12 protein-coding genes and 1 pseudogene are annotated in these 13500 nt (G+C 71.7%); 7 read left to right on the top strand and 6 right to left on the bottom strand.

The features are described from left to right. Positions 1-9 precede the first annotated feature (9 nt). Together IE278_RS39450 and IE278_RS39445 are read right to left on the bottom strand one after the other, a co-directional pair. Positions 10-213 (bottom strand): NfeD C-terminal domain-containing protein, encoded by a 204-nt coding sequence (locus IE278_RS39450; RefSeq protein ID WP_189779856.1) that lies wholly within the window; start codon positions 211-213, stop codon positions 10-12. Between the two features lie 25 nt (positions 214-238). Further along, on the bottom strand, positions 239-1708 hold the full coding sequence (locus IE278_RS39445; protein ID WP_189779837.1) for an amidase: 1470 nt from the start codon (positions 1706-1708) through the stop codon (positions 239-241). 247 nt (positions 1709-1955) lie between these two features. Here IE278_RS39445 and IE278_RS39440 point away from each other — a divergent pair, with 247 nt between their 5' ends. Then, positions 1956-2837 carry an LLM class F420-dependent oxidoreductase gene (locus IE278_RS39440; RefSeq protein WP_189779836.1) on the top strand — a complete coding sequence of 294 codons (882 nt, stop codon included), beginning with the start codon at positions 1956-1958 and terminating at the stop codon, positions 2835-2837. Between the two features lie 75 nt (positions 2838-2912). Here the strand turns inward: IE278_RS39440 and IE278_RS39435 are convergent, their stop codons facing one another. Continuing rightward, entirely contained in the window at positions 2913-3476 is a 564-nt protein-coding gene (locus IE278_RS39435) for an NAD(P)H-dependent oxidoreductase (RefSeq protein WP_189779835.1), read from the bottom strand. Positions 3477-3594: 118 nt separating this feature from the next. Here IE278_RS39435 and IE278_RS39430 point away from each other — a divergent pair, with 118 nt between their 5' ends. Together IE278_RS39430 and IE278_RS39425 are read left to right on the top strand one after the other, a co-directional pair. Further along, positions 3595-4257: a TetR/AcrR family transcriptional regulator gene (locus IE278_RS39430; protein ID WP_189779834.1), complete on the top strand. Its 663-nt coding sequence runs from the start codon at positions 3595-3597 to the stop codon at positions 4255-4257. A 209-nt stretch (positions 4258-4466) separates the two neighbouring features. Next, complete coding sequence (locus IE278_RS39425; RefSeq protein ID WP_373312223.1) at positions 4467-5501, top strand: LacI family DNA-binding transcriptional regulator; 1035 nt, start codon at positions 4467-4469, stop codon at positions 5499-5501. A 163-nt stretch (positions 5502-5664) separates the two neighbouring features. Here the strand turns inward: IE278_RS39425 and trxA are convergent, their stop codons facing one another. Further along, positions 5665-6051, bottom strand: coding sequence for a thioredoxin (gene trxA / locus IE278_RS39420; protein WP_265647915.1), 387 nt, complete (start codon positions 6049-6051; stop codon positions 5665-5667). 113 nt (positions 6052-6164) lie between these two features. Between trxA and IE278_RS39415 the strand changes: the two genes are divergently transcribed. Further along, entirely contained in the window at positions 6165-7601 is a 1437-nt protein-coding gene (locus tag IE278_RS39415; protein WP_189779831.1) for a dihydrolipoyl dehydrogenase family protein, read from the top strand. A 140-nt stretch (positions 7602-7741) separates the two neighbouring features. Here the strand turns inward: IE278_RS39415 and IE278_RS39410 are convergent, their stop codons facing one another. Next, on the bottom strand, positions 7742-8383 hold the full coding sequence (locus IE278_RS39410) for a peptide deformylase (protein WP_189779830.1): 642 nt from the start codon (positions 8381-8383) through the stop codon (positions 7742-7744). 176 nt (positions 8384-8559) lie between these two features. Here IE278_RS39410 and IE278_RS39405 point away from each other — a divergent pair, with 176 nt between their 5' ends. Further along, positions 8560-10050 carry a PepSY-associated TM helix domain-containing protein gene (locus IE278_RS39405; RefSeq protein ID WP_246571533.1) on the top strand — a complete coding sequence of 497 codons (1491 nt, stop codon included), beginning with the start codon at positions 8560-8562 and terminating at the stop codon, positions 10048-10050. An 86-nt stretch (positions 10051-10136) separates the two neighbouring features. Here IE278_RS39405 and IE278_RS39400 read toward each other — a convergent pair whose 3' ends face one another. Beyond that, on the bottom strand, positions 10137-10484 hold the full coding sequence (locus IE278_RS39400) for a tetratricopeptide repeat protein (RefSeq protein WP_189779829.1): 348 nt from the start codon (positions 10482-10484) through the stop codon (positions 10137-10139). Positions 10485-10668: 184 nt separating this feature from the next. Here IE278_RS39400 and IE278_RS39395 point away from each other — a divergent pair, with 184 nt between their 5' ends. Together IE278_RS39395 and IE278_RS39390 are read left to right on the top strand one after the other, a co-directional pair. After that, positions 10669-11634, top strand: coding sequence for a pirin family protein (locus tag IE278_RS39395; RefSeq protein ID WP_189779828.1), 966 nt, complete (start codon positions 10669-10671; stop codon positions 11632-11634). Between the two features lie 1357 nt (positions 11635-12991). Next, a pseudogene (locus tag IE278_RS39390) lies at positions 12992-13438 on the top strand (DUF5655 domain-containing protein); the annotation flags it as partial. Positions 13439-13500 lie beyond the last annotated feature (62 nt).

Raw genomic sequence — 13500 nt, 5'->3', positions numbered from 1 at the left:
GCGGTGGCCTCAACTGTCGTACGCGGCCGACACGTACACCGTCCGCGGCGGCAGGTACTCCACCACCATGACCACCGTGCCCGACTCGATGCGGTCCTTCGAGGAAGCGGCGTACGCGAGGAAGTGCTCGGCGCCGCCACGGACCCGGACGATCACCTCGCCGACGAGCCCGGGCCCCACCGTGCCGGTGACCCGCCCCATGAGCCCCACCATCGACGCGTCGTCCACGAACCCAAGCCTACGGGGCCGCGGACCGCGGCCCGGCGGGCGGACCGAACTCCCCGGCGGCGCCGCCCGGTCGGCCGTCCGACGCACCGCCCGGCCACTGCTCGTACCACCGCTGGTCCGCCTCCAGTTGTGCGGCGAGCGAGACGAGGAGCGGTTCGCTGTGCGCCGGGCCGAGGAGTTGCGCGCCCACGGGCAGCGAGCCGTCGACGAATCCGGCCGGGACGTTCACCCCGGGCCAGCCCAGCACGTTCCACGGCCAGGCGTACGGACACGCGGCGATCATGGCCCGGTCGGTGCCGAAGCCGCTCAGCGAGTGCAGCGCCCCTATCCGCGGCGCCGGGGCGGCCGTCGTCGGCGCCAGCACCACGTCGTACGTCGTGAAGAGCGCGCCGATCCGCCGGTGCAGCCGTGCCTCGGCGCGCCGGGCGGCCCGCAGCGGGGCGCCGCCGAGCAGCCGTCCGAGCCGGGCCGCCTCGCGGGTGCGCCGGTCGAGGAGAGCGGGGTCGGGCACGTCCCGCACCCGCTCGGCGATACCGGCGGTGGCGCGCGGGATGAACGCGAGACCGATCTGCCCGTACGCCGGGTCGGCCTCCTCGACCTCGTGCCCGAGCGCGGCCAGCCGTTCCGCGAGGGCGACGACCCGGGCCCGTACGTCGGGGCGCAGTCGCGCGGGCACCGCCGTGAACGGCGGTTTCAGGGACAGCGCGATCCGCAGCCGCCCCGGATCCCGGCCCACCGCGTCCGCCGTGCGGAGCGTGGGCGGCCGGTGCAGGTCGCGGGCGTGGCTGCCGCTCGCCGCGTCCAGGAGCAGCGCGGCGTCCTCGACCGTACGGGCCAGCGTGCCGTTGACCGTGATGCCGTGGAAGGACTCGGGGCGCGGCCAGGTCGAGATCCGGCCGCGCTGCGGCTTGATGCCGATCAGATGGGTCCAGGCCGCGGGGATGCGCACCGAGCCCGCCCCGTCGGAGCCCAGCGCGGCGGGGACCAGGCCCGCCGCGACGGCCGCGGCCGAACCGCCGGACGAGCCGCCCGGTGTGTGCCCGGTGTGCCACGGGTTGCGGGTGTCGCCGAAGGCCGGGCCCTCGGTGAAGGGCCACTGTCCCAGTTCGCAGGTGTTGGTCTTGCCGACGATCACTGCTCCGGCGGCCCGCAGCCGGCGTACCGCCTCGCCGTCCTCGGCGACCGGCGGGAACACGCCGCAGCAGCCGAAGGCCGTCGGCTCGCCCGCCACGTCCATGTCGTCCTTGACCGCCACCGGCACCCCGAGCAGCGGCCGCCGGCCGCCGGCCTCAAGTTCCCTGTCGGCGGCTTCGGCCTCGGCGAGCGCCGCCTCGCCGCGCACCAGCCGGAAGGCGTTCAGCGTGCCCTGGGTGGCCTCGATCCCGGCGAGGGCCTCCTCGACGAGCGCCCGCGAGGACACCGAGCCCTCGGCCAGGGCACGGGCGCGCTCCGCGAGTCCCGCGGCACGGCCGGACGTCATGCGGGCTTCCGTACACGATGGGGAGTCATAGCGGGCTGCCACCTCCGGGAGCACGGTGTCTACCGAACGGTAACCTCCGGATGGCGTATGCGGTACGGGGCGGGCAACTTCGTTGCCGGGGAAGGCGGTTCGCCCGTGTGCCGAGCCCCCGCGGGCGGCCGGTCTTGCCTTCGAGTGCTCTTCAAGTTCTACCGTCACGAAAGTCGGCGACGGTCCGACGGTGATTCCCAGTGCGACGGAGACGGACATGCGGGTCGGCGTTCACATCAACCGGTTCAACCATCCGCGCGGCGCGATCGCGCTCGGCCCCGAACTGGCCGCGGCGGGCGCCGCCGCCGAGGCCGCGGGCGTGAGCTGGATGTCGGTCATGGACCACTACTTCCAGATGGAGTTCAACGGCGGTGCCGAGGACGCCATGCTGGAGTCGTACACGACCCTGGGTTTCCTCGCGGCCCACACGTCCACCGTGCAGCTCGGGACGCTGGTGACCGGGGTGACCTACCGCCATCCCGGGCTCCTCGCCAAGATCGCCACCACGCTCGACGTCCTGTCCGGCGGGCGGGCCACGCTGGGGATCGGGGCGGCCTGGTACGACCGCGAGCACGAGGGCCTGGGTGTGCCGTTCCCGGCGCTCGCGGAGCGTTTCGAACGGCTGGAGGAGACGCTGCGGATCTGTCTGCAGATGTGGGACCCGCAGGCGAACGGCCCCTTCGAGGGCAAGCACTACCGCCTCGCCGAGACCCTCTGTGTACCGGCTCCGGTCAGCACCCCGCGCCCGGAGATCATGGTCGGCGGCAGTGGCGAGAAGAAGACGCTGCGGCTGGTCGCCCAGTACGCGGACGCCTGCAACCTGTTCGCCTCGACCCCCGAGGAGGTCGGACACAAGCTGGACGTCCTGCGCGGGCACTGCGACGCGGTGGGCCGCGAGTACGCCGACATCCGCAAGACGATGGTCCACTCGGGCGAACCGAGGACCGAGGCCGAACTCGACGCCTTCACACGGGAGATGGCGGACTACGCGAAGCTCGGCATCGAGACCGTGATCCTGGGCCCGCGCGTCGACGAGCCCGCCGAGTGGATCGAGCGCGGGGTCGCCCCGGTGGTCGAGCGGCTGGCCGGACTCGGCTGAGGCCCACCCGCGCCGCGTACGACGGTGACGCGCGGCGATGGCCGCGCGTCACCGTGAAGGGTGCGGGTGCGAAGGTCAGGCGGCGACGGGCGCCGTGGCCTCGCCGTGGATCCGGCTGATGACCTCGGTCAGCTGGGCGGCGACCTCGGCGTCGTCGGAGGGGTGCGTCTCGGCGAAGCGGACGACCGAGCCGGCGATGGAGAGCTTGATGTCCTCGAGAACCTTGGCACCGGCGATGCCGGCGGCCTTGCGGGCCTCGTCCTGCGCCCAGACGCCGCCGAACTGGCCGTAGGCGGTGCCGACGACGGCGAGGGGCTTGTCCTTCAGGCCGCTCGCGCCGAACGGGCGGGACAGCCAGTCGATGGCGTTCTTCAGGACGGCCGGGATGGTGCCGTTGTACTCGGGCGAGAAGAGCAGGATGGCGTCGGCGCCCGCCGCGGCCTCGCGCAGCCGGGTGGCGGCGGCCGGGACGTCGCCCTCGACGTCGATGTCCTCGTTGTAGAAGGGGATGTCGGCCAGGCCCTCGAACAGGTCGACCTCCGCGCCCTCGGGCGCGAGCTTGACGGCGGCCTCGGCGAGCTGGCGGTTGTGGGAGCCGGCGCGAAGGCTGCCGACGAGCGCGAGGATACGAACAGTCATGGGGGGCTCCAAGGGGGATGAAACATTGCCGTTACGATCCGGACCGGGGTCCGTTTAAAGTTCTACCAGCCAAACGGACCACGGTCCAGTTTTCTTCCCCCGGCGTTACGCTGTCTTCATGTCCGCCTCCCTGCCGCCCTTCCCCAAGCCTCAGGAGCCGACCGGCGAGCCCGTCCTCCTGGAGCTCACCACCGGTGAGGACGAGCCGTGCCTGCGCGCCGACGCGGCCCGCAACCGCGCCCGGCTGCTGGAGGCGGCCACCCGCCTGGTCGAGGAACACGGTGCGGCCGGCGTCACGATGGAGGCGGTGGCCGTGGCCGCGGCCGTCGGCAAAGGAACCGTCTTCCGCCGCTTCGGCGACCGCACCGGCCTGCTCATGGCGCTCCTGGACCACTCCGCCAAGCAGCTCCAGGCCGCCTTCCTCAGCGGGCCGCCGCCGCTGGGCCCCGGCGCGCCGCCGGTCGAGCGGCTGAGGGCGTTCGGATGTGCCGTCCTGCGTCAGTCGGCCGACCAGCTGGATCTGCAACTGGCCGCCCAGCCCGAGCCGGCCCGCCGCTTCTCGTTCCCGCCCCAGCGCTTCCTGACCGGCCACGTCACCCTGCTGCTGCGCCAGGCGGTGCCGGACGCCGACTGCGTCCTCCTCGCCCAGACGCTGATGGGGTACCTCGATCCCGCGCTGATCCACCACCTGACCAAGGAGTGCGGGATGCCGCTGGAACGGCTGGAAGCGGGCTGGACCGACCTGGTCGCACGCCTGACGCGCACGGAGTCGCCTGCGTGACACGTAGGCGGTCGCGCACGTGACACGTACGCGGTCGGGCGCACGTGACACGTACGCGGTCGGGCATCTGGCACGCACGTGGTCGCGTACGTGATCACATACACGGTCGTACGCGTGACGGATGCGGAACTGCCGCGGTGGGGAAGCGACTTGGGCCGCCCCCCCCGGCCCCGGGCCCGCCCGGGGCTTCTGCAAGGATGCCGTACCTCATGGTGCAGATACCGAAGACATCCGCCCCTCCGCCGCCCGCGCAGCGCTCCGTGCCGACGAGTGCCGATGTGGCCCGTCTTGCGGGTGTGTCACGCGCGACCGTCTCCTACGTCCTCAACAACACCAGCGCCGTACGGATCAGCGAGCCCACCCGCCGCCGCGTCCACCAGGCGGCCGAAGAACTCGGGTACGTGCCGCACGCCGCGGCCCGCAGCCTGCGCGCCGGGCACAGCCGCATGGTCCTGATGCCCGCGCCGGATGTGCCCGTCGGCCCGCTCTACAGCCGGTTCTTCAACGAACTCCAATGGGCGCTCAGCCGCCTCGAATACACCGTCGTGCAGTACGGGGGACTCGGCCTCCGGGGCGACGAGGCGGCCCGCGCCTGGGCCGAGCTGCGGCCCGTCGCCGTACTGGCGCCCGGCGGCGGGCTGGGGCCGCGGGGCGTGTCCGTGCTCAAGCGCTCCGGCGCCCGGGCCGTGGTCACCCTCGGCCCCGAACGCATCGAGGGCGCGCACGCGCTCCTCATGGACCACCAGGAGGTCGGCCGCAGCGTCGGCGCGCACCTGCTGGCCAGGGGCTACCGGCGTGTCGGGGTGCTGGTGCCCGAGGATCCCGGCCTGGAGATCTTCTCCAGACCCCGGCTCGAAGGCGTACGGCAGGCCCTGGCCGGTACGGCCGCCACGGTGACCGAGGTGCCGCTCGCCTACGACGAGAAGGCCGCGGCCGATCTCGCGGGGCGCTGGCGCTCGCTCGGTCTGGACGCCGTCTTCGCGTACAACGACGAGTTCGCGATGCTGCTGATGCGCGCGCTGCAGGACGAGGGGATCGGCGTACCGGACGCGACGGCCGTCGTCGGCGCGGACGACCTGATGCTCGGGCGGCTGCTGCGGCCGCGGCTGACCACGGTCCATATCGAGCTGCCGTCCGGGCGGGAGCTCGCCGAGCTGGTCGACCGTGCGGTGCGCGAGCCCGCGGCGGAGCCGGAGGCGCACGAGTTGTTGGGGGCGGAGGTCGTCCACCGGGAGTCGAGCTGACGGCCCGGCGGGGCCGGCCGGCCCGGGGCGTTGGCCCCGCGGGCGGCCGACGTGCCGCTGTGCGTCCTGATCCGCGGCCGCGTGGGGGTTGCCCGCGCCCGCGCGGCGGAGCCGCACATCGATACAGCCCCGCGCCTCTTGGAACGCCTGTCGCGGGCGGCTGTTACTCGGCCTGCTTCGCCTGCTGTTCCGCGACCGACTTGCGGACCTCGTCCATGTCCAGCTTGCGGGCCTGGCCGATGACGTCCTCCAGGGCGGCCGCGGGCAGCGCGCCCGGCTGGGCGAAGATCGCCACCTGGTCGCGGATGATCATCAGCGTCGGGATCGACTGGATGTCGAAGGCCGCCGCGAGCTCCGGCTGCGCCTCCGTGTCCACCTTGGCGAACACCAGGTCGGAATTGGCCTCCGCCGCCTTCTCGTAGACCGGGGCGAACTGCCGGCACGGGCCGCACCAGGACGCCCAGAAGTCGATCAGGACGAATTCGTTGTCCGTGACCGTCTGGTCGAAGTTCTCCTTGGTGAGCTCCACGGTGCTGCTCATGGCGTTGATTCCCTCTTCTCGGGGTCGGTGCGTGGCCGTTGAGCACAACGGCACCGACAGGCGCCGTATTCCGCGCGCATACCCGTGTGGCCACGACCCACACCAACGACCAGACTGACCCCATGACGGAAACGGAAACCAACGTGTACGACGTCGTGGTGCTAGGGGCCGGGCCCGTGGGGGAGAACGTCGCCGACCGCGCCCGCGCGGCAGGCCTCTCCGCCGCGATCGTCGAGAGTGAACTGGTCGGCGGCGAGTGCTCGTACTGGGCCTGCATGCCCAGCAAGGCCCTGCTGCGCCCGGTGATCGCCCGCGCCGACGCCCGCAAGGTCCCCGGCCTGAGTCAGGCCGTACAAGGTCCCCTCGACGCGGCGGCGGTCCTCGCCCACCGCGACTACTTCACCTCGAACTGGAAGGACGACGGCCAGGTCCAGTGGCTGGAAGGCGTCGGCGTCGACCTCTACCGAGGCCACGGCAGGCTCGACGGGCCGCGCCGGGTCACGGTCGAGGGCCCCGACGGGGAACGGCACGTCCTGACGGCCCGGCACGCCGTGGCGGTCAGCACCGGCACCCGGGCCGTACTGCCCGACCTGCCGGGACTCGCCGACGTCAAGCCCTGGACCAGCCGTGAGGCCACCAGCGCGCAGGCCGTCCCGGGCCGCCTCGTCGTCGTCGGCGGCGGAGTCGTCGGCGTGGAGATGGCCACCGCCTGGCAGGCCCTCGGCTCCCAGGTCACGGTCCTCATCCGCGGCAAGGGCCTGCTGCCCCGCATGGAGCCCTTCGCCGGCGAACTGGTCGCCGAGGCGCTCACCGAGGCGGGCGCGGACGTGCGCACCGGCGTCTCGGTCGAGGCGGTGACACGGGAGGGCGGGACGGTCGTCGTCACCACCTCCGCCGGTGACCGCATCGAGGCCGACGAGATCCTCTTCGCCACCGGGCGTGCCCCGCGCACCGACGACGTCGGCCTGGAGACGGTCGGCCTGACGCCCGGCTCCTGGCTGGAGGTCGACGACAGCCTCCGGGTCACGGGCAGCGACTGGCTGTACGGGGTCGGCGACGTCAACCACCGCGCCCTGCTCACCCACCAGGGCAAGTACCAGGCCAGGATCGCGGGTGCCGCCATCGCCGCGCGGGCGGCCGGTGTGCCGCTGCTGGAGACCGACCCGTGGGGGGCGCACTCCGCGACGGCCGACCAGGCCGCCGTCCCCCAGGTCGTCTTCACCGACCCGGAGGCCGCCGCCGTGGGTCTCTCCCTCGCCGAGGCCGAGCAGGCGGGCCACCGCGTCCAGGCGGTCGACGTCGACCTCTCCACGGTCTCCGGCGCGGGCCTGTACGCCGACGGCTACCGCGGGCGGGCCCGGATGGTCGTCGACCTGGACACCGAGACCCTGCGCGGTGTCACCTTCGTCGGCCCCGGCGTCGGAGAGCTGATCCACTCCGCCACGATCGCGGTCGCCGGCGAGGTCCCGGTCAACCGGCTGTGGCACGCGGTCCCGTCCTACCCGACGGTCAGCGAGGTGTGGCTGAGGCTGCTGGAGGCGTACCGCGACAGCAAGTAGCCCGGTCCGACCGGAGTGGCCCGGTCCGGCCGGGGAAGTGGTCCGGGCCGCCTCCCCGGCCGGGAAGCGGCCCGGACCACCGGAGTACCGGACCACCAAACGAGCGGACCACGGAGCTACCGGACTACGGAGCGACCGGACTACAGAGGGAAGCCCAGCCCCTTCGCCGCCTCCGACGGAGTCGGCTGGGCCCACCATCGCGCCATCGCCTCGTTGGACGACAGCGAGCGCAGTTCGGCGCGGTCGAGATAGAGCGTGCCGTCCAGATGGTCGGTCTCGTGCTGGACGATCCGGGCCGGCCAGCCCGTGAACACCTCGTCCACCGGACCGCCGTGCTCGTCCTGCGCCAGGAGCCGCACCTCGGCGGGCCTCGCCACCACCGCCTGCCAGCCCGGCACGCTCAGACAGCCCTCGAAGAACGCGGCACGCGCGGTGCCCACGGGCTCGTACACCGGATTGACCAGGACCCGGAACGGCAGCGGCACCCGGCCGCGTACCTCGCGGATCTCGTCCGGGACGGGCGCCGGGTCCTCGATCACCGCGATACGCAGGGGGACGCCCACCTGGGGCGCGGCCACCCCGACCCCCGGCGCCGCGTGCATGGTCTCGCGCAGGGCCGACACGAAGCGGGCCAGGAGTGCGGGGTCCAGCTGGCCGTCGAACGGTTCGGCCGCACCGCGCAGCACGGGGTCACCGGCGGCGACGATCGGCAACGGGCCCGGACGGGAGAGGAGTTCCTCCACTCGGTCGCTGAGGGGCGTGAGGTCACTGGATGATGCCATCGCGCCAGCATGCCAAGCCGGTGTCCGGCGTGCGAGGCGGCTCCCTGACGCCCGCACAACCGTGTGACCCACGCCACAGGAATCTCCGGGAACTCGACGGCCCCGCCCACCGACTACTGCACCGCAACGGCCGAGTACGGCCCCGTCGTCCCCTGCCCGACCGGAGAAGCCAGCCGATGTCCACCGCTCCCACGACCGAGACGGCCGAGTCCCCGCGATCCGCCACCCCCGCCCCGTCCAAACGCGGCGTCTGGGCGCCGCTGCGCCCGCTGGTACTGCGGCTGCACTTCTACGCCGGAGTGCTCGTCGCCCCGTTCCTGCTGGTCGCCGCCACGACCGGATTCCTCTACGCGGCGTCGTTCCAGGCCGAGAAGATCCTCTACTCGCACGAGATGACCGTCCCGGTCGGCGACGACAAGCTGCCGATCTCCGAGCAGGTCGCCGCCGCGCGCAAGGCCCACCCGGAGGGAACGGTCGCCGCGGTACGTCCCTCGCCCGAGGACGACGCGAGTACCAGGGTGATGCTGTCCGGCGTCTCCGGCATCGGTGAGACCCACACCCTCGCGGTGTTCGTCGACCCGTACACCGCCGAGGTGCGCGGCGCGCTCGAACAGTACGGGTCCACCGGTGCGCTGCCGCTGCGCACCTGGATCGACGAGTTCCACGCGAACCTCAAGCTCGGCGACGACGGCCGCCTCTACAGCGAACTGGCCGCCAGCTGGCTGTGGGTGATCGCCGGCGGCGGCCTCGTCCTCTGGTTCGGCCGCCGTCGTACGCAGCGGAAGATACGCGGCACCAGCGGGCGTCGGCGCACCCTCGGTCTGCACGGCTCGGTCGGCGTCTGGGCCGCGGTCGGCTTCATCTTCCTCTCGGCGACGGGCCTTACCTGGTCGACGTACGCCGGAGCGAACATCGACGAACTGCGCACCTCGCTCCGCCAGGCGACCCCGTCGGTGTCGGCCGCCGGGGGCGGCGAGCACTCGGGCCACGAGTCCGGTTCGGCCGAGGGCGGCGTCGAGCACGGTGTCGGCCTCGACAAGGTGCTGGCCGCCGCGCGTGCCGAGGGTCTGGGCGACCCGGTGGAGATCGTTCCGCCCGCCGACGCCTCGTCCGCCTACAAGGTCAGCCAGGTTCAGCGCAGTTGGCCCACCAAGCAGGACGCGGTCGCGGTCGACCCGGCGACCGGCGAGGTCACCGACACCGTGCGCTTCGCGGACTACCCGGTGCTGGCCAAGCTCACCCGTTGGGGCATCGACGCGCACACCGGTGTGCTCTTCGGCATCGTCAACCAGTTGGTGCTGATGGCCCTCGCGCTGAGCCTGATCCTGCTGATCCTGTGGGGCTACCGCATGTGGTGGCAGCGGGGCCGCGCCTCGTCCTTCGGCCGTCCCATCCCACGCGGGGCGTGGCAGCAGGTGCCCGCGCACATCCTCGTCCCGCTGATGGCGACCATCGCCGTCCTCGGGTACTTCGTGCCACTGCTCGGCATCCCGCTGGCGGCCTTCATCGTGGTGGACGTGATCCTGGGCGAGATCGCCTACCGGCGAGGCACACGCACGTACGCCCCCGCGAAGGGATCCGCCAAGGAGCCGGTGCGGGAGACGGAGGCCGAGACGGAGGCCGAGCTGGAGCCGGAGACGGACGCCGAGAAGGAGACCGCCAAGTAGAGGCGCGGGCCGTGATCGCCCCCGACGGCGCTGTATCGCGCCGCCGGACGATCACGGCCCTGCCCGCCCCCGACGGCCCCCGGCCCTCACAGCGAGTCGAAGTCCCCCGCGAGAGCGGAGGCGAGCCGCAGGTGCGGACCGGCCTCGTCGTCGCGGCCCTGACGCTGGAGCGTCCGGCCGAGCATGAGGCGGGCGTAGTGCTCCACGGGGTCACGCTCGACGAGGACGCGCAGCTCGGCCTCCGCCCGGCTCAGCTGCGCCGAGTGGTAGTACGCCCGGGCCAGCAGCAGGCGGGGGCCCGTCTCCTGCGGCACCTCCTCGACCAGTCCGTCGAGAACGCGCGCCGAGGCGGCGTAGTCCTTGGCGTCGAAGAACATCCGGGCGCGCTCCCAGCGCTCCGCGGTCGTCCCGTGGTCGTAGTAGGTCGTGTCCACGTCTGTGACCTCCTCTGTTTCCTTCGACGGGCAGAACCGCCCGGGGTTGTTGAATATTCCACGACCTGTGCGGTGGTGCGTCGCCGGCCCACCGGGGCGCGTACGCCGGTTCTCGGTCGAGCGGCTGCCGACCGACGGGGGGACGGCATGACGGGCGGTCCTCCACGGGGCTAGGTTGTGGGCCATGAGCAATCTTGATCGCGAGGCCGTTCCCGCTCTGTGCGGCGGCCGGGGTTTCGTGGTGGCGGAGCCGGTACGCGAACTCCTCAGCCCCCGCCGGGTGAAGCTCGGCGAGTCCAGCGAAGTCCGGCGGCTGCTGCCCAACCTGGGCCGGCGGATGGTGGGCGCCTGGTGCTTCGTCGATCACTACGGTCCCGACGACATCGCCGAAGAGCCCGGCATGCAGGTCCCGCCGCACCCGCACATGGGCCTGCAGACCGTCAGCTGGCTGCACGAGGGCGAGGTGCTGCACCGCGACTCCACGGGCAGCCTGCAGACGATCCGCCCCCGTGAACTGGGCCTCATGACCTCCGGCCGGGCCATCAGCCACTCCGAGGAGAGCCCCAAGTCGCACGCCCGCTTCCTGCACGGCGCGCAGTTGTGGGTGGCTCTGCCGGACGGCGACCGCCACACCGACCCGCGCTTCGAACACCACAGCGAGCTGCCCGTGGTCACGGCTCCCGGTCTCAAGGCCACGATCGTCCTGGGCGGCGTCGACGGCGCCGCCTCGCCCGGCACGACGTTCACGCCGATCGTCGGCGCGGACCTGGCCCTCGCCCAGGGCGCGGACGTACGCCTTCCGCTGGAGCCGGACTTCGAGTACGCCGTGCTGTCCATGTCCGGCGAGGCGCACGTGGACGGCGTACCGCTGCTGCCCGGCTCGATGCTCTACCTCGGCTGCGGCCGCACCGAACTCCCCCTGCGGGCCGAGTCGGACGCGGCCCTGATGCTCCTCGGCGGCGAGCCGTTCGAGGAGGAACTGGTCATGTGGTGGAACTTCATCGGACGGTCCAGTGAGGATATCGCACAGGCTCGTTCGGACTGGATGGCGGGAACGAGATTCGGTGAGGTGAAGGGCTACGACGGGAACCGGCTCCTTGCTCCGGAACTGCCGGCTGTGCCGCTGAAAGCGCGGGGACGGATGCGCTGACCAGTACGAATGCTGTAGTTGCTGTCGGCAGGGTCATGGCCCCGGGGATGCCCTGGACGCAGTGACGCGAATGGCCGTGGGTGAGCGATCACGCTGGGTCCACGGGCCCCGAAGGTGTACGACGCTTCGCGTGTTCAGCTGTCTGTGGCAGCGTTTGGTAAACCGAATGCTGACCCAGTACTGACCCTACTGACATGTAATCAGATAGTCGTGTCGCTGAGTTCCTCGGGCGCACTCGGGGCTGCCTCGGCCCCTTCCGGTAAGCATTCCCGGCGTTGAGCCGTGTGGGCTTCGCGAAGTGAGGTGCGGTCCCGTGGTGCCGAGTTCTGTCACCTGTAGCCATCGCGGCCCTTTGTCGGGAGTCGACAGCGGCGGCTACGAAGTGACGACTTTGCGGTGCACGTCATCATCTGTGCTGCCGCCTCGGTGGAGCGGCTGTGAGGCACGGGCTTCGCCGGGCTGCTGCTTGCCGCCCTTTGCTTCGGCCGGTTCCTTCACACCGTACGCGCCAACCTGCCCGGCGCCGACCGCCACCTCGCACACGTCCTGCTCAACGACACCGGCGACATCCTGGGCTATCCGGCACCCGTTTTCAGTGAGTTGGCCGCCGGCCCCGGCGGCGCGGCCGTGGTCTCCTGGCTCCGGGCGGCGCTCGCCGCATTCGCCCCGCGCCGCCCGGACCTCGGGTGAGCGTGCACGAGGTGAGGAAGTCGACCCCGCGTCCGCGGGGGATCCTCTGGCCGTGATCCGGGAGCAGTTGCCGTACCCGAAGTCGACCCCGCCCGCGGGGATCCTCCGGCCTCGCGCGCGGCAGGCCGAACAGGTCGAGCAGCTGATCAACGGCAGTCGACCCCGCGCCCGCGAGGATCCTCTGAACAGTTCCTTTGGCTCCACGTGATGTACCTATCGACTCCACCCCACAGGGGTGAACTGTCGGTCACCGTCGAAGGAGCCTTGAGCCGGGAGTGGTCCCGCCGACGAAAGGTGAACCAGCATAAGGAAATCGGCCAGACCGAATGGTGGCTGTAGTTGCCACTGTCGTGAGATGAATCTCCCGTATCAGTCCGGTAGTCGAGGTATCAATGTTGGATGTTCGAGATAGAGCAGGCGCTTAGAAGGCGCCTGCTCTATCCACTGAGCTACGGGTTTGACCCGCGTAAACGCAGCTCCCTGGCACTGTCCCCCGGGGCGTGGGGGACGTATGGGGGAATCGCGGATTCCCGGTGGCCGGGGGAGGTAAATACTCTTCGGCCGGGCCATAGGCAGGGTCTCACGCCTCTTTTACGCTTCCGAAGCCTCTCACAGAAATAATCCTGCACCTTCCCGGCGTTGGTGATCTCCGGGCCAAGGGGGGAAGGTGTCGGACCTGAAGCTGTTTCGTGCGGATACGACGAATGGCGGCATGATCGAGATCATGCCGCGGCTTGCTGAGATCGAGGCGGATGTGCAGGGTCTCGTCGAGGCGCACATGGAGACGCTGCTGGGGGTGCGGTTCCTGGCGAGCGAGTACGGCACGGGGCCGGTGCACGGGGGCCGGATCGACTCGCTCGGGCTGGATGAGAACGGCTCGCCGGTCGTCGTGGAGTACAAGCGTGGTGTCGACGCAGGCGTCATCAATCAGGGCCTGTTCTCCCTGGCGTGGCTGATGGACCACCGGGCCGAGTTCGAGCGCCTGGTCCGCGACCGGCTCGGGGCGACGGCCGCGTCCCAGATCCTGTGGAGCGGCCCGCGCCTGATTTGTATCGCCGGCGATTTCACCCGCTACGACGTGCATGCCGTACGTGAGCACCAGCGGTCGATCGATCAATGCCACGAAGTTAAGGGCCCGATGGTGACGTCAAGGGCTCGGTGAACGGGATCTTGTAG

The organism is Streptomyces tauricus (genome assembly GCF_014650955.1).
In the GTDB taxonomy this organism is placed as follows: domain Bacteria; phylum Actinomycetota; class Actinomycetes; order Streptomycetales; family Streptomycetaceae; genus Streptomyces; species Streptomyces tauricus.
The sequence above is the reverse complement of the archived record's forward strand: the minus strand, read 5'-3'. Positions and strand labels throughout refer to the sequence as shown.